This window comes from Variovorax sp. Root318D1, assembly GCF_001424835.1.
In the GTDB taxonomy this organism is placed as follows: Bacteria; Pseudomonadota; Gammaproteobacteria; order Burkholderiales; family Burkholderiaceae_C; genus Variovorax.
The window spans coordinates 568,511-586,600 of record NZ_LMCQ01000012.1 but is presented as its reverse complement, the minus strand read 5'-3'; the positions used below and the strand labels follow the sequence as shown (position 1 = coordinate 586,600).

The following is an 18,090-nucleotide window of genomic DNA, read 5'->3' as shown; positions in this document are numbered from 1 at the left end:
CGATCAGGCCCCGCCGCCCTGGTGCAGCCGGCTTGCGCGCCGCTGCAGGCGCTGCGCACCGGCCTCGTCGCCGCGCTTGCGCAGCAGCAGCGCGAGATGGATCAGCGCTTCGTGATGGTCGGGCTCCAGGTAGAGCGCCCTGCGGTACTGCTCGGCGGCATCTTCCGCGTTGCCGCTCGCGTCGCGCACCAGGCCGAGCAGGTGAAACACCTCGGCCGAAGGACCGTGCTGGCGCAGGTGCGCCTCGCAATGTGCCGCGGCGTCAGCCAGGTGTCCCTGGTCGGCCAGACGCCGCGCGCGGTCGATGCCGGTCGGCGCCTCGGCCGGCGCCGCAGCCCGCGGCGTCGCGGCAGGCGTGGGGACGAGTCGGGGCCGGGCGGCGGGTGCAAATGGGGCCGCGGCCACGGGCGTCGGCCTGCGCACGGGCGTGTTTGGCGCATGCACCGCGCGCAGCGGCTTCGCGTCGCCGGCGGCCGGCGGCCCCTTGTGGAAGGCGAACGCGAGCGGAAGCTTCGCGGAGATGAAGCCGTGGTCCGACAGCAAGGCCGTTTCCGAGGGGCCGACGAACAGCCAGCCACGCGGCTTGAGCAGCCGCTTCAACACCGCGATGGCGCGATCCTGCGTGGCGCGATCGAAGTAGATCAGCACGTTGCGGCAAAAGATGACGTCGTAGAGTTCCGCCTCGGCCATGAGGCCGTCCAGCAGGTTGCCGTGCCGGAATCGCACCGGCCGCCGCACCGCATCCACAGGGCTGTGGCCGCCGGCGGTTTCGACGAAGTAGCGATCGCGGAACGCCAGGTCGCTGCCGCGAAACGAGTTGCGGCCGTACACCGCACGCTGCGCCCGCGCCAGCGCGCGGGTGCTGATGTCGACGGCGTCGATGCGCAGCGCACTTTCCGGAAAACCGGCATCCAGCAGAGCCATGGCCATCGAGTAAGGCTCTTCGCCCGTCGCGCACGGCACGCTCAGCAGACGCAGATCCATCGACCCCTGCGCGGCGCGCTCGCCTTCGCCAACCAGGCGTGCCAGCGCCGCGAAGGACGCCGGATCGCGGAAGAACCAGGTTTCCGGAACGACCACGGCCTCGATGAGTTCCTGCAGCTCGGGCGCAGAACTGCCGAGCCGCTCCCAGTAGGCCTGTGCGTCCGGCAGCTGGCAGGCGGCCAGCCGCTCCTGCACCGCGCGCCGCACGACGGCCGAGCCGATCGAGGCGGCGTCCAGGCCCATCGCCTGCTTCAGCAGCTGCTCGAACGGAGCGACGTCCATCACGCGGGCATCGCCTCGTTTTGGAACAGCAGCGCCTGCAGCGTCGGCGGAAGCAGGTGCTGCACCTCGATGCGCTGGATCAACCCGCGCGCGTCGGCCGTGACCGGACCCAGGTAGGAAGCCGCATCGATGCTGACGCCCGCTGGAACGAAGTCGCCCTCATCGCGCCGCAGCGTTTCGGTCGCACGTTCGGCCAGGAGGCCCAGCAGGTGGGGTCCGTGGTTTGGATCGGGAAAATGCACGAGCACGATGCGCGTGCTCAGGCGGTTTGCCGAGGGGCGGCCAAGCGCCAGTTGGCCGAGGTCGATCACCGGCGCCGGGCTCCCGCGGTAGTGGCACAGGCCGGCCACCGCCGGGGGCGCGTGGGGGATCTCTTTCACGCCGAGCCGCGGCAGCACGGCGACGACCTGGCCCGCGTCGAGCGCGTAGCGTTCAGTGCCGATTTGAAAGAGGAGGAACAGCATCTGGCCGGCCCTCGCTTGCCTCACGCCTCCGCCAGTTTGAAGCGCGAGACTCCGCTGCGCAGGCCGCCGGCGGCCAAGTGCAGGCCGTCGATCGCCTGGCCGGACTGGCGCAGCGAATCGACGGTCTGCTGGGCGGCTTCGCTCAACTGCGTGAGCGCCTGGCTGATCTGCTCGGCGCCGGTGGCCTGCGCCTGCACGCCCTCGCTCACGGCCACAAAACGCGGCGCCAGCGCCTGCACCTGCGCGATGATTTGCGACAGCTGCGTGCCGACCTGCTGCACCTCCTGCATGCCGCGGCGCACCTCCTCCGAAAACTTGTCCATGCCCATGACGCCGGCCGACACGGCCGACTGGATCTCCTTGACCATCTGCTCGATGTCGTAGGTGGCCACGGCCGTCTGGTCGGCAAGCCGGCGGATCTCCGTCGCGACCACGCCAAAGCCGCGCCCGAATTCGCCTGCCTTCTCGGCCTCGATGGCCGCATTCAGCGACAGCAGGTTGGTCTGGTCCGCCACCTTGGTAATGGTGGTGACGACCTGGTTGATGTTGCCGGCCTTTTCGCTCAGCACGGCGAGCTTGGCGTTGATCGACCCGACGGCTTCCATCACCTTGTGCATGGTCTCGCCCATGCGCAGCAGGCCTTCCTGCCCACCGCCCGCCAGCGTGGCGGTTTCCTCGGCCACCTCCGACACCTCGCTCATGGTCCGCACCAGCTCGCGCGAGGTGGCGGAAATCTCCCGCGACGTGGCGCCTATCTCGGTGGTGGTGGCGGCGATCTCGCTGGCGGTGGCTTGCTGCTCCTTGGACGTGGCGGCAATCTCGGTCGCGGAGGTGTTGACCTGGATGCCGGACTTCTGCACCTGGCCGAACAGCACCGTCAGCTGCTCCGTCATGCGATTGAACCCTTGCGCCAGCGAGCCGAACTCGTCGCGCCGCTCCAGGTCCAGCCGCTGGGTAAAGTCGCCGGTGCTGATCGCATCTGCGGCCGTGAGCAACCGGCCCAGCGGCCGGGTGATCGACTGCAGCAGTGCGTAGCCGAGCACCAGCGCGAGCAGAAGGCCAGCGGCAAGACTGATCACGATGGCCACGATGGCAGTCGTCACATCCCCCATGATCTGCCGGGCGGCCTCCTCGCCATTCGAGCTGTTGAAGTCGGCAACGGCCTGAAGGGCGGTGCGGATTTTTGCGAACTGCGGATCGAGCTGGTCGTGCAGCACCGCGCGAGCCTCGGAGTTCTTGTTTTCCGTGCTCAACCGCAGGGCATCCTCCTGCACGCGCAGGTAGGCCGCGCGAAGGTTCAGGAATGCGTCGAAGTTCTCCCGGTCCTTGGCGGTATGGATGGTGGTCTCATAGTTCCGCGACAACTTCTCGAGACTGGCTCGGTTGACCTGCAACTGCGCAACGATACGGCGCATCTCGGCATCTTCGGTTTCGAGAACGTGCTTCTGCGTGAGCGCGAAATTGTCGAGCCAGGCGGCCTCCAGCTGGCCGCTGACCGCCATCCCCGGCACGGCATCCTTCTGGATGACGGTCGCGTCCTCCGCCACGCGCGCGAGGCAGGCGTAGGCGACCGCACCCATGACGATCATCAGTGCCAGCACGGCCGCAAAGCTGGCAAGAATGCGCTGTCGTATGGTCCAGGTGTTCATCAGGTTCGTGGCGTGGCGACTTGTCGCGCTTGGCAAATCCGGAAGATGGCAACTGGGCGCGACAGTGGGCGCAGGCCAATCCGTTGTCAAGATGGGGTTTTAGGCAGAAGACTTTATGCTTCCTCTTCCCGCCAGCCGGCGCCCCCGGGCAACGCGGCGCCGCGGTGTGGACCGACGCTCAACCGGCCCGGCACCACCGGCCGGAAGCCGGACACACGCTGGCCCGTTCGCCGTTCACCCACACCTGCTCTTCGTTCAACGCCGCCGACGTTGGCGCCTCGACATCGAAGGCGACCTGAAGCGCACGCGCCACGTGGGTGTCTTCGATCGGAAGCTCCCAGGTCAGGAACAGCTGGCTGCAGTCCTGCTCGGGCCCGAAGTCGTCTGCACGAAACTCGCTGCTGCCACGCCGGACCACGGCATGAGGCTGGCCCGTGTCGAAGACAAGCACCGTGCCCCGCGCAAGAGCAATCCGCTCGCCGATGCAGGGAAAGTGCACGTCCAGCCCCTTGTCCTCACTCACGAAGAGATTGCAGAATGCCGCAGCGCCATATTGCGCGCCGTCGTGGTGGTACCGCGCGCCGCGGCAGGCCATGAGGGCGACGTCGCTGGAGGCAAGCACCTCGCCGAGGCCGAGCGTGCGCGTCCAATCGGCCGCCGCCTGCACGCAGCGCTTGTAGTCCGGCCAGCGCGCACGCGCCCGGGCCAAGGGCAACGCCTCGACGTCTCCGGGTTCCAGGCCCAGGTGCGATGAGATCTCGCGCTCCCAGTCGGCCACCAACCTCGCGGACGGCACGGGCACGCCGACCACTCCCGACAGCACCATGTCGCTCACGCTCCGGCTTCGCATGGCATCGCCGCTCCGGAAACAGGAGACGAGGCGATCCCGCACGGCTTGCTGCGGTGGAGTGGAAGGGCTCATTGCGGCGAGTGTAGTAAGCCAAGCCGACGCGGGCCGCTGCCCACAACTGTAGGTGCGCACTGTCACGCCGTACCGCCCGCCCCCTTCATGCCGACAAGCGCATTGGCGCTGTCGGCCACGGGGTCGTGAGTACAACTTTGGTTTCCCTTCAACACGTTAAGGAGACATTCAATGGTTGACCTCAAAGACACCCGCAGGCCCGGCGAAAAGGAAGATTCGCATCCCGCTGCGACCGGCGCCGGGGCCGTGATCGGCGGCACGATCGGTGGTGTGGCGGGCGGCGCGGCCGCAGGCGCGGCGGTGGGCGGCATGACCGGCCCCGTGGGCGCAGCAGTGGGCGCAGCAGTTGGCGCGGCAGCGGGGGCCCTGGCCGGCCGGCGCATGGCAAAGATCGATCCCGAAGCAGAGGATGCCTACTGGCGCGACAACTACGCCGGACGCTCCTACGTGACGGGCGGATCGAGCTACGACGACTATGCACCGGCGTACCGCTACGGTGTGGATTCCTACTCGCGCTACCCGAATCGCAGGTTCGAAGACGTCGAGCCCGAATTGAGCCGCGATTGGGGCACGGCCCGTGGGCGCTCTTCGCTGGAGTGGGAGCGCGCCAAGCACGCAACCCGTGACGCCTGGCAGCGCGTGAGCGACAACGTGGAGCGCGCGGTACCCGGCGACTCGGACCGCGACGGACTCTGAGCCGCCAACGGTGCAGGAGAAGAAGAACCCAACGGCCCGGAAGGGCCGTTTTTCCAGGGCCGTCGCCGGCTCAGCGGGAATGCCATTCGTCCAGCCACGCTTCGACGCGGCTCTTGATGCGCCGCAGGGCCTCGGCGCGCTCGTTGTCGAGGCTGGCCAACGTGAGATAGCACATGTCCACCCCGCGCAACCGGAGCAGCCCGGTGCCGATGAAGTCGCCAGCCGTGTCGCGGTGCAGCCGAAGCTCGAATGCCCAGCCCGCCGGCAACCTCGGGTTGCATTCCAGACCCAGGTCTGTGTCCAATTCAGGCCCTTTCGCCATCCCAGGTGGATGGCGGCATCCCAGCATACGGCTTCAGGGCCGGTTCACCGCATAGAACCGCCCTAAAACCATTTCAGCAACGGCTTTGTTGCTTGCCAGAGGCCATGTGAAGGCATAGCCGGGCGTCGCGCTCCGCACGCCATAGCGTGCGCTCCACGCACGAGCTTGCGCAACCTCAGTCGATGCTGATGTTCGCGGCTTTGGCCACCTCGGCCCACTTCACGCGGTTCTCATGCACGGTCTTCTTGAACTGGGCGGGCGACTCGATGCGCACGGTGTTGCCCTGGCTTTCGAAGCGCTCGCGGATTTCGGGCTGCTCGAGCACCGCCTTCACCGCGGCGTTGAGCTTCTCGACGATGTGCGCATCGGTGCCCTTGGGCGCGAAGATGCCGAACCAGATCGAGCTGTCGAAACCCTTGGTGCCTGCGAGACCGCTGGACGCGATGGTAGGCACCTCTTTCACGGCCGCCACCGGCGCGGCGGTGGTCACGCCCAGGAGGCGCACCTTGCCGGCCTTGTAGTGCGGCAGCACCGTCTGCACCTGGTTCATGATGCAGCAGGTCTCGCCGCGCACCACCGACGTGATGGCTTCGGGCCCGCCCTTGTAGGGCACGTGCACCATGCTCAAGCCGAGGCGCGAATTGAATTCGGCAAAGGCCATGTGCGTGCCCGCGCCATTGCCTGTAGATGCATAGTTGTACTTGCCGGGGTTGGCCTTGACGAGATCGACGAACTCCTTCAATGTCCGCGCGTTGATCACGTCCGGGTTGATGGTGAGCACGTTCGAAACGTCGAGCACCGGCGCCACCGGAACGAAGTCGGCCTCGACGTCGAACGGCAGCTTCTTGTAGAGCGCGGCGTTGCTGCCGTGCGTGGCGGCGGTGCCAAACGAGAGCGTGTAGCCGTCGGGCTTGGCATGCGCCACGTACTCGCTGGCAATGTTGCCGGCCGCGCCCGACTTGTAGTCGATGATGACCGGCTTGCCGAGCTGCCTGGACAACGGCTCCTGGATGGCGCGGGCCACCACGTCGACGCCCGAACCGGCCGGAAAACCCATGATCAGCGTGACCGGCTGCTGCGGCCAGTCGGCCTGTGCAAAGGCGCTGGGCGACAAGGCTGCGCACAGGGCGGCGCCGGCCGCGAGCAGGGTGTGCTTGAAGGAATGCGAAAAGGGAGAATGGGTCATGACTGTCTTTCCTCGATGCGGGCGTTGCAGCCTCGGATTGTGGCGCGCGGCTCATGCCAAAGCGGGAATGAGCTTATGCACGGCAGAAGCGCACCGCACCACCTCTCCATAATCGCCGCATGGTCCGCCCTACCCAACAACTACACCCCGCACGCGAGCCCGCGCCCGTGCGCGCGGCAGCCACCGTGCTGCTGCTGCGCGATTCCGAAGCCGGCATCGAAGTGCTGATGACGCGCCGCTCCGACACTGCAAGCTTCGCGCCAGGCGCCTATGTATTTCCCGGCGGCCATATCGATGAAGCCGACGAGGCCGCCAAGCGCATCGCCGCCCGCCGCCCCACCCAAAGCGGCATCCAGCTGACGCAGGCCATTACGGCCATTCGCGAAGGCTTCGAGGAGCTTGGCGTGCTGCTCGCGCGCCATGCCGATGGCAGCCCCGTGCGGATGGAAGACATCGCATCGATGGACCGCAGCACCACGTCGCCCACCTCGTTCGCCCTGCAATGCGAAGAGCGCCAACTGGTGCTCGCGGCCGACCAGGTGTTCAGCCTGGCGCACTGGATCACCGACCGCGACCTGCCCAGGCGCTTCGACGTGCCATTTCTGGTGGCGCGCATGCCCGAGGGGCAAGTGCCGATGGCCGACGAGAGCGAGCAGTTCGAGCCCTGCTGGGTGCGGCCGGCCGATGCACTCGCGCGCCACGACGCCGGCAGTTTCTTCATGATCTTTCCGACCGTTCGCACGCTGCAGCGGCTGGCGACCTACGCCAGTGTCGATGCGGTACTGCAGGCCTGCGAGCCCAACAATGGCGTCGAGAAACCGCTGTGGACCAGCTGCCCGCGCGCCGGGCTGCTGCGCGGGCAGGAAGCGCGCTACATGGAAACCGAGTCGCCCTATGGCGAGCTCGCACTGGTGTGCCCCGATGGCCAGATGCTTCACGCGCTCGACTGGCAGAGCGAGCGCCCGGTGCCGCTGCTCGGAAACGTGCAGCGCCTCACGGCGCCCAACCCCGGCGCCATGACCGGGCCGGGCACCAACAGTTACATCGTGGGCGACGCGGTCACGGGCTACCTCGTGATCGACCCGGGCCCGAACGACGCCGAGCACATCGGCCGGCTCTGGCGCGCAACGCAGGGCGACATCCGCATGATCGTGTGCACCCATTCGCATGCCGACCATTCGCCGGGCGCGGCGCCGCTGCAAGCGCTGTGCAACGAGACGAAGCCGCCGATCCTCGGACTGTCCTCGGCGCCCACGGCGCGCTCGTCGGCACGCTTTGCCGCCGAACGCGAACTGCAGGGCGGCGAGCGTCTGGTGCTCTCGGGCACCACGGCCGAAGGCGAGTGCGTTGCCCACACGCTGCGCGCCATCCATACGCCCGGCCACGCGGCCAACCACCTGTGCCTGGTGCTGGAAGAAGATGGGTTGCTGTTTTCCGGCGACCACATCCTGAACGGCAGCACCACGGTGATCGATCCGCCCGACGGCGACATGAACGCGTATCTCGATTCGCTGGACAAGCTCGACGCGGCCTGCGAAGCGGGCGGCATCCAATTCATCCTCCCCGCGCACGGCTACGTGATCGGCAGTGCCCGCACTGCCATCGCCCAACTCAAAGCGCATCGCCTGAAGCGCGAAGCCAAGATTGCATCCGTCATGAAGAAACTCCCCCAAGGCACGCCGGAAGACTGGCTGCCCCTTGCCTACGACGACGTGCCCGAGCGCATGTGGCCGGTGGCCGCCCGCTCGCTGGCGGCGCACGTCGCGCGCATTCGGCAACTGGCTTCCGCCCCATGAACGGCCCTAACGAAGAAGGCATTCGCCTTGCCAAGCGCGTGGCTGCGCTCGCAGGCTGCTCGCGCCGCGAGGCCGAACTGCTTATCGAGAACGGTGCGGTGCGCGTCGACGGCGTGCCGGCGCTGCTGCCGCAGTCGCGCGTGCAAGACCATCAGAAGGTCGAGATCGAACCCGGCGCCAAGCCCGAGCCGGTGGTGCCCGTCACCCTGCTGCTGCACAAGCCCGCCGGCATGGCGACCGACACCGCGCACCGGCTGCTGGTGGCCGCCAACCACCACGAGCCCGAACGCGCAGGCATGCGCTTTTTGCCGGCGCACGCCAAGGGCCAGAACTGCATGACGCCTCTGGAAACCGGCGCCAGCGGCCTCGTCGTTTACACCCAAGATTGGCGCATCGAGCGCAAGCTGCATGAAGACGCGGGCGTTATCGAACACGAAGTCATGGTCGACGTGGCGGGCACGGTCAGCCCCGAGCAGATGGTGCGCTTCGAGCGCTCACCCGCGCGCGTGAGCATCGGCCGCCAGGCCGACGACCAGACCGGCCTGCGCTTTGCGCTCAAGGGGGCGCGGCCGGGACAGATTGCACACCTGTGCGACGAAGCGGGCCTGCGCATTCTTGCGATGCGGCGCATACGCATCGGCCGTGTGCCGCTGGCCGGGCTGGAGCCCGGGCAATGGCGCTATCTATCGCCGCACGAACGCTTCTGACAAGAGAACAACAAAGAGGCTATTGACGACAAGGAGGCAAGAAGCCATGAAGTTCCGAGGACCCAGGACCGCAGCAGCACTCGCGTGCACCGTTACCCTGGCGCTGGCGGGTTGCAGTTATCTGGCACCGCTGCTGCCCGCATCGATGCAGCCACCGCCCCCGGCGCCGCCGCCGGTGGTGTCTCCCAGCGGGCTCGCGCCGATCACTGACGAGCAGGTGGAGCGCATTCTCGAGGAGATCGCCACCAACCCGCCCATACCGGCCGTGGCAAAGATCGTGCGAAGCGCGGCGCCGACCATCGAGTCGTTCTTGCGCACCGAAAGCTGCATCACCGCGCGCAACGGGGCCGTGCTCAACCCCTTCGCGGCGCCGGGCCGCCTGTTCGACAGCGGAAGTTTTCAGGGCGGCCCCATGGCCGAAATGCAGTATCACGACAAGACCGCCTGCGTGACCGTCAAGCGCATCCAGAACTGGAAGATGGTGTCGCCGAAGCTGCTGCGCTTTGACGTGGTGTATGTGGGCGACGACGGCGAAGAACGCTCCGTCAGGCGGCACGAGCTGATGCGCCAGCCCAAGGGGGGGTGGCTGTTCACGCGCTGAACCCGCTGGCGGCGGCGCGCGCCGCCAGTGGAATGAAAAAAGTGTGAAGCCCGCCGATAAGCCGGATTCTGTGCGTTGAAGTTTCCCCCAACGTGACCGCCATTACTCTGGGCCGTTTGTCGCCAAACGGCTCGATGCCACCTACCCGCCAGCTCAGCGGAACCACCTCGATACTGGCCTACTTGGTGTTGCTGCGCGCAGAGATTGCCCGTTTCACCCGAACTGAATCGGCTCGTCTCTGTTGCTCTGATCCTCACCTCACGGTGGAGAGTCGTTAACTCCTGCGCTGTCCTGTGCAGTCCGGACGTTCCTCCAGTGCGGTCTTTCGACGCGGCGCCTTGCGGCGTCGCCCCTTTCGGGCTTGCACCAGCGGCGGTCTGGCGTGCTTCACGGAGGGAATTATCGCCTGATCCCCTCGCATCCGCTGGCGGCCCGTTTCACAATGGCGCTTCGACAGCCCGCCCTGCCCCCCAAACAAAGCCCAAGGAGATCCAATGAAGGCCCAGAACATCCTCCAGACCATCGGCAACACGCCGCACATCCGCATCAACCGCCTGTTCGGCAATGCGAAGCAGCAGGTGTGGATCAAGTCCGAGCGCGCCAACCCCGGCGGCTCCATCAAGGACCGCATTGCGCTTTCGATGGTGGAAGACGCCGAGAAATCCGGCGCGCTGAAGCCCGGCGGCACCATCGTGGAGCCCACCTCGGGCAACACCGGCATCGGCCTGGCGATGGTCGCGGCCGTCAAGGGCTACAAGCTCATTCTGGTGATGCCCGACAGCATGTCGGTGGAGCGCCGCCGGCTGATGCTGGCCTACGGCGCCACCTTCGACCTGACGCCGCGCGCCGGCGGCATGAAGGCCTCCATTGCCCGCGCCGAAGAAATCGTGGCCGGCACGCCGGGCGCGTGGATGCCGCAGCAGTTCAACAACCCCGCCAATGTCGACGTGCACATGCGCACCACGGCCGAGGAGATCGCAGCCGATTTTCCGGACGGCATCGACGTGCTGATCACGGGCGTGGGCACCGGCGGCCACATCACCGGCGTGGCCAAGGTACTCAAGAAGAAGTGGCCGAAGCTGCAGGTGTTTGCGGTGGAGCCGGTGGCCTCGCCGGTGATCTCCGGCGGCCAGCCTTCGCCGCACCCGATCCAGGGCATTGGCGCGGGCTTCATCCCGAAGAACCTCGACACCTCGCTGCTGGACGGCGTGCTGCAGGTCGACGCCGAACCGGCGCGCGAAATGGCCCGCCGCTGCGCCGTGGAGGAAGGCATCCTCGTGGGCATTTCTTCCGGCGCCACGCTCACCGCCATTGCGCAGAAGCTGCCCACGCTGCCGGCCGATGCGGTGGTGCTGGGCTTCAACTACGACACGGGCGAGCGCTACCTTTCAGTAGAAGGCTTCCTGCCAGCCTGAACCCGCCATCACCAGCTATCTCTTTCATAGCGCCTTGGGCGCGTAAAATCTGCGGCCTGCTTGATAAATACAAGCCCCACCGACATGCTGCGAATTTCTGAAATCAAACTGCCGCTCGACCACGACGACGCGGCCCTCCCCCAAGCCATTGCCACTGCCCTCGACACGCCGGTTTCCAGCGTGCGCGAGTTCAAGGTGTTCAAGCGCAGCTTCGATGCGCGCAAGCCGCAGCTGCTGCAGGTCTACATCGTCGACGTGCAACTCGCCGATGCGGAGCTCGAAGCCGCGCTGCTCGCAAAGCATGCCGGCCATCCGCACATCCAGCCAGCGCCCGACATGCGCTACACGCCGCCGGCGCAGGCGCCCGAAGGCGCGCCACGGCCCGTGGTGATCGGCTTCGGCCCCTGCGGCATCTTCGCGGCGCTGATGCTCGCGAAGATGGGCTTCAAGCCCATCGTGCTCGAACGCGGCAAGACGGTGCGCCAGCGCACCCGCGACACCTGGGGCCTGTGGCGCAAGAGCGTGCTCAACCCCGAGTCGAACGTGCAGTTCGGCGAAGGCGGCGCCGGCACGTTCTCCGACGGCAAGCTCTACAGCCAGATCAAGGACCCGCGCTTCCTCGGCCGCAAGGTGATGGAAGAGTTCGTGAAGGCCGGCGCACCGCCCGAAATTCTCTACGTCGCGCATCCGCACATCGGCACCTTCAAACTGGTGAAGGTGGTGGAGAACATCCGCGAACAGATCGTGTCGCTGGGCGGCGAGATCCGCTTCGAACAACGCGTGACCGACGTGCAGATCGAGAACGGCCAGCTTCGCGGCCTCACCGTGCTCGACCAGGCCACTGGCCAGACGAGCGAGCTGCGCGCCGACCACGTCGTGATGGCGCTCGGGCACAGTTCGCGCGACACCTTCGAGATGCTGCACGCGCGCGGCGTGCACATCGACGCCAAGCCCTTCTCCATCGGCTTTCGCGTCGAGCATCCACAGGGCCTGATCGACCGGGCGCGCTGGGGCCGCCATGCGGGCCATCCGCTGCTCGGCGCGGCCGACTACAAGCTGGTGCACCACGCCAGCAACGGCCGCTCCGTCTACAGTTTTTGCATGTGCCCGGGCGGCACCGTGGTGGCTGCCACCAGCGAGCCCGGCCGGGTGGTCACCAACGGCATGAGCCAGTATTCGCGCAACGAGCGCAACGCCAACGCGGGCATCGTGGTGGGCATCGACCCGCGCGACTTTCCCGGCTGGACGGCCGAGACCGCGGGTGATGCGCTGGCCGGCATCGCGCTGCAGCGCGATCTCGAATCGAACGCCTTCGTGCTCGGCGGCGGCGACTACCGCGCGCCGGGCCAGCTGGTGGGCGATTTCATCGCGGGCAAGCCCTCGACCGCGCTTGGCAGCGTGACGCCTTCGTACAAGCCCGGCGTCACGCCCACCGACCTGCACCAGGCGCTGCCCGCCTACGCCATCGAGGCGATGCGCGAGGCCTTCCCCGCCTTCGGCCGCAAGATCAAGGGCTTCGACCTGCACGACGCGGTGCTCACCGGCGTCGAGACGCGCACCTCGTCGCCGATCCGCATCACGCGCGGCGACGACTTCCAGAGCCTCAACGTGCGCGGCCTGTATCCGGCGGGCGAAGGTGCAAGCTACGCGGGCGGCATCCTGTCGGCCGGCGTGGACGGCATCAAGGTGGCCGAAGCCGTGGCGCGCAGCGTCGCGGGAACATAAGGAGCTAGTGCGGTGTCCAGCAATAACAACGACGACTTCCACTTCTACGAGCCCGCCAAAGGCCATGGCCTGCCGCACGATCCGTTCAACGCGATGGTCGGTCCGCGCCCGATCGGATGGATCTCGTCGCAAGACGAGAACGGCGCGCTCAATCTTGCGCCCTACAGCTTCTTCAACGCCTTCAACTACACGCCGCCGATCGTCGGCTTTGCGAGCATCGGCGCCAAGGACAGCCTGCACAACATCCGCCAGACGCGCGAGTTCGGCTGGAACCTGGCCACCCGGCCGCTGGCCGAGCAAATGAACCAGTCGTGCGCGGCCGTGCCGCCCGAGGTGAACGAGTTCGAGCTCGTCGGCCTCACGCCTGCAGCGTCGCGCCACATCGCAGTGCCGCGCGTGGCCGAGAGCCCGGTGTCCTTCGAGTGCCGGCTCACGCAGGTGCTGCAGCTCGAAGGCGTGGACGGCGTGCCGGTGCCCACCTGGCTCATCCTCGGCGAAGTGGTGGGCGTGCACATTGCACGGCACCTGCTGAAGGACGGCATCTACGACACCGCCGCGGCGCAGCCCATCCTGCGCGGAGGCGGCCCCGCCGACTACTTCGAGATCAGCCCCGACAATCTCTTCAAGATGTTCCGCCCGCGCTGAGCGAGCGAGTTCCATTTTTTCCGCCGCTGCCAACCTGACAAGACCCGACCGATGACCGACACCGCCACGCCTCAAGAAGAAATCCAGGAAGTCCAGCCGACGGAAGCCGAGGGCGCCGCCCCGCTGCAGCCGGCCGCCGACGGACGCCCGCCCCGGTCGCCGCGCCCGCCGCGCCAGCCACGGCAGCAGCAGCAAAAACAGAAGCCGAAACAGGCAGCCCAGCAGCCGCAACAGCCGGCGCGCTCGCGCAAGGTGCATCCCGCGCTGGAAAAACTGTTCGAGCTCTACCCGAACATGTTCGGCGCGCGCTTCCTGCCGCTCAAGCTGGGCGTGTTCCAGGACCTGCTCGAAAAGCACCCCGACGATTTCAAGAAGGATGATCTCAAGGTTGCGCTCGGCCTGCACGCACGCTCCACGCGCTATCTCGAGGCGGTGGCCGCGGGCCATCCGCGCCACGATCTCGACGGCAACATGGTCGAAGCCGTGGCACCGGAGCACGTGCACCACGCCATCCTCGAACTGCACCGCCGCCGCGCCCAGCGCTCCGGCGAAGACCTGCGCCCGCAGCTGGTGGCGCGCATCGCCCGCGCGGTGGAAGCCTCGGGCCTCGACCGCGAAGCCTACGCCGTGCTGGTGCGCTCGCGCGACGAGGAAACCAATGCCGTGCTCGATGAAGCGCTGGCTGAACTGGCCCGCGAAGCCGCCAAGCGCGAAGCGCTGTTGCGCGCCTTCGAAGCCAGCGGCCGCAGCAGCGAGCATGAATTTGCGGAGATGTACGGCATGAACACCGACGAGGTGGCGCGCACGCTTGCCCGTGCACGCGCCGAGCGGCAGCAGGTTCCGCCAGCGGCCTGACAGGCCCGCCAGCGCGTTCGAGCTGAAGCGCGGCAACGCGCACAAATAAAAAAGCCGCCACGGTCAAACCGTGGCGGCTTTCTTTTTGCTGTCGGAGAGGACGATCAGCCGCGCGCGTTCTGCAGCGCCGCAATGCGCTCTTCAATGGGCGGGTGCGTGGCAAACAGCTTGCCGATGCTGCCCGTGATGCCCATGGCTTCCACCGCCTTGGGCAGCTCGCCAGCGGGCAGGCCGCCGAGGCGCGCCAGCGCGTTCATCATCGGCTGCTTCTGGCCCATGAGCGCGGCCGCGCCGGCGTCGGCACGGAACTCGCGCTGGCGCGAGAACCACGCCACCACGATGGCGGCGGCAAATCCCAGCACGATGTCCAGCACGATGGTGCTCACGTAGTAGCCGATGCCAGGGCCCGACGAACGGTCGTCGCCGCGGCGCAGGAAGCTGTCGACCGCATAGCCGATCACGCGCGACAGGAAGACCACAAAGGTGTTCATCACGCCCTGGATCAGCGTCATGGTGACCATGTCGCCGTTCGCAATGTGCGCCACCTCATGGCCGATGACGGCCTCGACTTCTTCGCGCGTCATGCCCTGCAGCAGGCCGGTGGACACCGCCACCAGCGACGAGTTCTTGAACGCCCCGGTCGCGAAGGCATTGGGCTCGCCCTCGAAGATGCCGACCTCGGGCATGCCGATGCCGGCCTTGTCGGCGAACTTGCGCACCGTGCCGACAATCCAGGCCTCGTCGGGCGTCTGGGGGTTGTCGATCATGTGCAGCTTGGTCGTCCACTTGGCCATGGGCTTGCTGATCAGCAGCGAAATGATCGCACCGCCAAAGCCCATGATCAGCGCAAAGCCGAGCAGCGCCGTAAGGTTCAGCCCGTTGGCCGTCAGAAAGCGGTTGACGCCGAGCAGGCTGGCGACGACGCCGAGCACTGCAACGACCATCACATTGGTCAAAACGAACAGAAGGATACGTTTCAATTGAATTCTCCGTGGGGAATGCTGCCGCATAGATGAGGACCGGATGGCCCTCTTCAAGCCGTGCAGAAAATGTCGCTCTTCCTGTGTTGTTTGGATTCTGGATGAGCCGCACCGCGGCTGGCGGGTAGAGCGATGATAGGAGCAAAAGTTCTACGGACCGGGCCTGAAGACCTTCGGATCGTCGTAGAAATCCGCCGTGGCGTTGTCTGCGCACCAGCCCGGCACGCCGAGCACCGGCAAGGGGACGAAAGGTTTTTGCGCCAGATATTGCGCATCGAGTCGGCGCGCCAGCACCCGGTCGTCGAGCGCCTCGGGTCCACCGCCATTCGGTGAAGGCGGTGCCGGCAGCAGCACATGCGCGGTGATCGCCTTTCGCGGAGTGGTGAGCTTCTCGAGCAACGCGTGGCCGAACACAATCAGGCGCGCCTCGGACCACAGCGCGCGCTGCGTCACGAAAAGGGTGTGCCAGTCGCGCGCGACCAGCGCCTCCCACAACGCGGCGGGTGCATCGAGCAGCGCGCCGTTCTCGTCGAAGAGCGTGAGCGCATCGCGCACGGGGCCGCGCGTGGAGGTGACGCCATTGCGGGCGATCTCCGAAGCTTGTAGTTCATTGAGGCGGCGCTTGGTTTCGGGGAACGCCAGCCAGACCAGCCCGTTGAAGAAGTCGTGCAGGTTGTCGCGGGTCGGCACGGTGCCGGTCTGGAAGATGTGGGCTTCGTAGGCACGGCCCGCCGGCAGGTCCAGTTGCGGCACGAAGGTGGGCGCGGAAGCCGGCTTGGCGCCCTGTTCGAGCGCCGCTGCAACGGAGGTGCAGAGCGCGGTGTGCGCCGCCGCTTCGCCAATGACGCGATAAGGCGCGAGCCAGGGCTGTGCCCAGTCGATCGCCTCCAGGCTCAAGGCGCGGGGGCTCCGGTCCAGCGGATGCGGTCGGGGTGCTGCAGCACGGCGAACTCCGCAGGGAGTTTGTCGAACAGCTTGAGCGAACTGCCGTGCTTGCCGAGCAGCCCTGCCGCGCGCAAGGCCTGGGCGACGTCGTTGAGCGGCACGTCGGCGCCGCTGCGCAATGCGGGCGCAGCCTGCAGGATGAACTCGGCCGCCTCGGACGGCGGTTGCGCCAGCTTGGCGGCCTTGGCCGCCTTGCGGGCCGGTGTCTTGGCCGCGGTCTTGCGAGCTGGCGTGGCCGTGCTCTTGCCGGTCTTGGCAGCGGGTGCGCGCTTCGCGGCCACCTTGGCCGCAGCTTTCCTGGCTGGCGCAGCGGCCGGCGCAACCGGTGCCCCGTGGTGCCGCAGGTCGGTGAACTCGTCGTACACCGCCACGGTCTCTTCGCCGGTCTTGCCCTGCTGGCCGAGGCCACACACACGGCAGCCCTTTTCACGCAGTCGGATCACGAGCGGCGCAAAGTCGGAATCGGACGACACCAGTACCACCACGTCGGGGCGCTCGGCAATCACGAGGTCGACGGCATCGACCGCAAGCGCGATGTCGGTGCTGTTCTTGCCGGACGAGAGATTGACCATCGGCCGCACCGACAGGCGCTTGAAGAGCGTCTGTTGCTTGAGCGCGGTTTCGGCGTTGCAGTAAGCACGCCGCACGTGGATGGCGCCGTGCTCGGCCATGGTCCGCTGCACGGCCTGCTCGATCACGTCGGCCGAGACGTTGTCGGCATCGATCAGCAGCATCACGCGCAGCGTGGGGGTCATGCGAGTCTCCAGGCGATGGTTTCACCGCCGCGCAGCGGCTTGAGCGTGGCGTCGCCATAGGGCACCGTCTCGGGCACGGTCCAGCTTTCGCGCTTCAGCGTGATGGTGCCGCTGTTGCGCGGCAGGTCGTAAAAGTCGGGGCCGTGGAAGCTCGCGAACCCCTCGAGCTTGTCGAGCGCATCCACGCTGTCGAAGGCTTCGGCATAGAGCTCGATGGCGGTCAGCGCGGTGTAGCAGCCGGCGCAGCCGAGCGCATGCTCTTTCAGGTGGGCCGGGTGCGGCGCGCTGTCGGTGCCCAGGAAGAAGCGGTCGCTGCCGCTGGTGGCCGCCTCGACCAGTGCCACGCGGTGCGTCTCGCGCTTGAGCACGGGCAGGCAGTAGTAGTGCGGGCGGATGCCGCCGGTGAAGATGGCGTTGCGGTTGTAGAGCAGATGGTGCGCGGTGATGGTGGCGGCCGTGAAGCGGTTGGCATCGCGCACGTAGTGAGCGCCCTCTTTCGTGGTGAGGTGCTCGAACACCACCTTGAGCTCGGGGAAGTCGCGGCGCAGCGGAATCATCACGCGGTCGATAAACACAGCCTCGCGGTCGAACAGGTCGACGGCCGGGTCGGTCACTTCGCCGTGCACCAGCAGCAGCAGGCCGTGCTTCTGCATCGCTTCGAGCGTCTTGTAGGTATGGCGGATGTCGGTCACGCCGGCATCGCTGTTGGTGGTGGCGCCGGCCGGGTAGAGCTTGAGCGCGCGCACGCCGGCCTGGGCGGCCAACGCAATTTCTTCGGGCGGCAGCTTGTCGGTCAAGTAGAGCGACATCACGGGCTCGAAGGCCGTGCCTTCGGGTACCGCGGCGCGAATGCGGTCGCTGTAGGCCATGGCCTGCGCCGCGGTGGTCACGGGAGGACGCAGGTTGGGCATGACCAGCGCGCGGCCGAACTGGCGCGCACTGTGCGGCACCACGGCTTCGAGGGCGGCGCCATCGCGCACGTGCAGGTGCCAGTCGTCCGGGCGGGTGATGGTGAGGGTATCTGTCATGAGAAGGCGATTGTCGCATCGGGGCCCCGGAACAGCGGCTGGCACATGTCGTGCTTGACCGCTTCCCTCGGCCTCGTGGCCTTCGTCTTCGGGCCCTGGCCCGTCCTTTCCTTAGGAGTTGATGTGAAGCGTG

18 protein-coding genes and 1 other RNA gene are annotated in these 18,090 nt (G+C 67.2%); 8 read left to right on the top strand and 11 right to left on the bottom strand.

Features of this window, described 5'->3' with window-relative positions:
- Positions 1–3: 3 nt before the first annotated feature.
- The 4 genes from ASC78_RS12850 to ASC78_RS12835 form a co-directional block, all read right to left on the bottom strand.
- Entirely contained in the window at positions 4–1,266 is a 1,263-nt protein-coding gene (locus ASC78_RS12850; protein WP_055801596.1) for a CheR family methyltransferase, read from the bottom strand.
- Positions 1,266–1,730 (bottom strand): chemotaxis protein CheW, encoded by a 465-nt coding sequence (locus ASC78_RS12845; RefSeq protein WP_055802164.1) that lies wholly within the window; start codon positions 1,728–1,730, stop codon positions 1,266–1,268. The genes ASC78_RS12850 and ASC78_RS12845 overlap by 1 nt, the downstream gene beginning before the upstream one ends.
- Positions 1,731–1,750: 20 nt before the next feature.
- Positions 1,751–3,379 (bottom strand): methyl-accepting chemotaxis protein, encoded by a 1,629-nt coding sequence (locus ASC78_RS12840; protein WP_055801592.1) that lies wholly within the window; start codon positions 3,377–3,379, stop codon positions 1,751–1,753.
- 178 nt (positions 3,380–3,557) lie between these two features.
- The gene (locus ASC78_RS12835) at positions 3,558–4,301 is read right to left on the bottom strand and encodes a hypothetical protein (protein ID WP_055801589.1); all 744 of its coding nucleotides are present in this window, start codon (positions 4,299–4,301) and stop codon (positions 3,558–3,560) included.
- 171 nt (positions 4,302–4,472) lie between these two features.
- Here ASC78_RS12835 and ASC78_RS12830 point away from each other — a divergent pair, with 171 nt between their 5' ends.
- Entirely contained in the window at positions 4,473–4,997 is a 525-nt protein-coding gene (locus tag ASC78_RS12830) for a glycine zipper domain-containing protein (protein ID WP_055801587.1), read from the top strand.
- Positions 4,998–5,067: 70 nt separating this feature from the next.
- Here the strand turns inward: ASC78_RS12830 and ASC78_RS12825 are convergent, their stop codons facing one another.
- Both ASC78_RS12825 and ASC78_RS12820 read right to left on the bottom strand, forming a co-directional pair.
- Positions 5,068–5,301 carry a hypothetical protein gene (locus tag ASC78_RS12825; protein ID WP_157634439.1) on the bottom strand — a complete coding sequence of 78 codons (234 nt, stop codon included), beginning with the start codon at positions 5,299–5,301 and terminating at the stop codon, positions 5,068–5,070.
- Between the two features lie 193 nt (positions 5,302–5,494).
- Positions 5,495–6,505: a Bug family tripartite tricarboxylate transporter substrate binding protein gene (locus ASC78_RS12820; RefSeq protein WP_055801581.1), complete on the bottom strand. Its 1,011-nt coding sequence runs from the start codon at positions 6,503–6,505 to the stop codon at positions 5,495–5,497.
- Positions 6,506–6,624: 119 nt separating this feature from the next.
- Between ASC78_RS12820 and ASC78_RS12815 the strand changes: the two genes are divergently transcribed.
- From ASC78_RS12815 to ASC78_RS12805, 3 genes are read left to right on the top strand one after another with little or no spacing between them, the layout of a single operon-like run.
- On the top strand, positions 6,625–8,301 hold the full coding sequence (locus tag ASC78_RS12815) for an MBL fold metallo-hydrolase (protein WP_055801578.1): 1,677 nt from the start codon (positions 6,625–6,627) through the stop codon (positions 8,299–8,301).
- Positions 8,298–9,008 carry an RNA pseudouridine synthase gene (locus ASC78_RS12810; protein WP_055801575.1) on the top strand — a complete coding sequence of 237 codons (711 nt, stop codon included), beginning with the start codon at positions 8,298–8,300 and terminating at the stop codon, positions 9,006–9,008. Before ASC78_RS12815 ends, ASC78_RS12810 begins: the two co-directional genes overlap by 4 nt.
- Positions 9,009–9,054: 46 nt before the next feature.
- Positions 9,055–9,609, top strand: coding sequence for a hypothetical protein (locus ASC78_RS12805; RefSeq protein ID WP_055801572.1), 555 nt, complete (start codon positions 9,055–9,057; stop codon positions 9,607–9,609).
- A 41-nt stretch (positions 9,610–9,650) separates the two neighbouring features.
- Here ASC78_RS12805 and rnpB read toward each other — a convergent pair.
- An RNA gene (rnpB, locus tag ASC78_RS13685) (RNase P RNA component class A) lies at positions 9,651–9,998 on the bottom strand.
- 105 nt (positions 9,999–10,103) lie between these two features.
- Between rnpB and cysK the strand changes: the two genes are divergently transcribed.
- From cysK to ASC78_RS12785, 4 genes are all read left to right on the top strand, one after another.
- Entirely contained in the window at positions 10,104–11,024 is a 921-nt protein-coding gene (cysK, locus tag ASC78_RS12800; protein WP_055801570.1) for a cysteine synthase A, read from the top strand.
- 84 nt (positions 11,025–11,108) lie between these two features.
- Positions 11,109–12,749: an NAD(P)/FAD-dependent oxidoreductase gene (locus ASC78_RS12795; protein WP_055801567.1), complete on the top strand. Its 1,641-nt coding sequence runs from the start codon at positions 11,109–11,111 to the stop codon at positions 12,747–12,749.
- Between the two features lie 93 nt (positions 12,750–12,842).
- Positions 12,843–13,394, top strand: a complete 552-nt coding sequence (locus tag ASC78_RS12790) for a flavin reductase family protein (RefSeq protein ID WP_370878303.1) — start codon at positions 12,843–12,845, stop codon at positions 13,392–13,394.
- Between the two features lie 51 nt (positions 13,395–13,445).
- Entirely contained in the window at positions 13,446–14,249 is an 804-nt protein-coding gene (locus ASC78_RS12785) for a ProQ/FINO family protein (RefSeq protein WP_082517514.1), read from the top strand.
- Positions 14,250–14,353: 104 nt separating this feature from the next.
- Here ASC78_RS12785 and htpX read toward each other — a convergent pair whose 3' ends face one another.
- From htpX to pyrC, 4 genes are all read right to left on the bottom strand, one after another.
- Positions 14,354–15,229: a protease HtpX gene (gene htpX, locus ASC78_RS12780; protein WP_055801562.1), complete on the bottom strand. Its 876-nt coding sequence runs from the start codon at positions 15,227–15,229 to the stop codon at positions 14,354–14,356.
- Positions 15,230–15,379: 150 nt separating this feature from the next.
- The gene (locus ASC78_RS12775; RefSeq protein WP_055801559.1) at positions 15,380–16,126 is read right to left on the bottom strand and encodes a DUF3025 domain-containing protein; all 747 of its coding nucleotides are present in this window, start codon (positions 16,124–16,126) and stop codon (positions 15,380–15,382) included.
- The gene (locus tag ASC78_RS12770) at positions 16,123–16,929 is read right to left on the bottom strand and encodes an NYN domain-containing protein (RefSeq protein ID WP_055801557.1); all 807 of its coding nucleotides are present in this window, start codon (positions 16,927–16,929) and stop codon (positions 16,123–16,125) included. The genes ASC78_RS12775 and ASC78_RS12770 overlap by 4 nt, the downstream gene beginning before the upstream one ends.
- Positions 16,926–17,957, bottom strand: coding sequence for a dihydroorotase (gene pyrC, locus ASC78_RS12765; protein WP_055801555.1), 1,032 nt, complete (start codon positions 17,955–17,957; stop codon positions 16,926–16,928). The genes ASC78_RS12770 and pyrC overlap by 4 nt, the downstream gene beginning before the upstream one ends.
- Between the last annotated feature and the right edge of the window lie 133 nt (positions 17,958–18,090).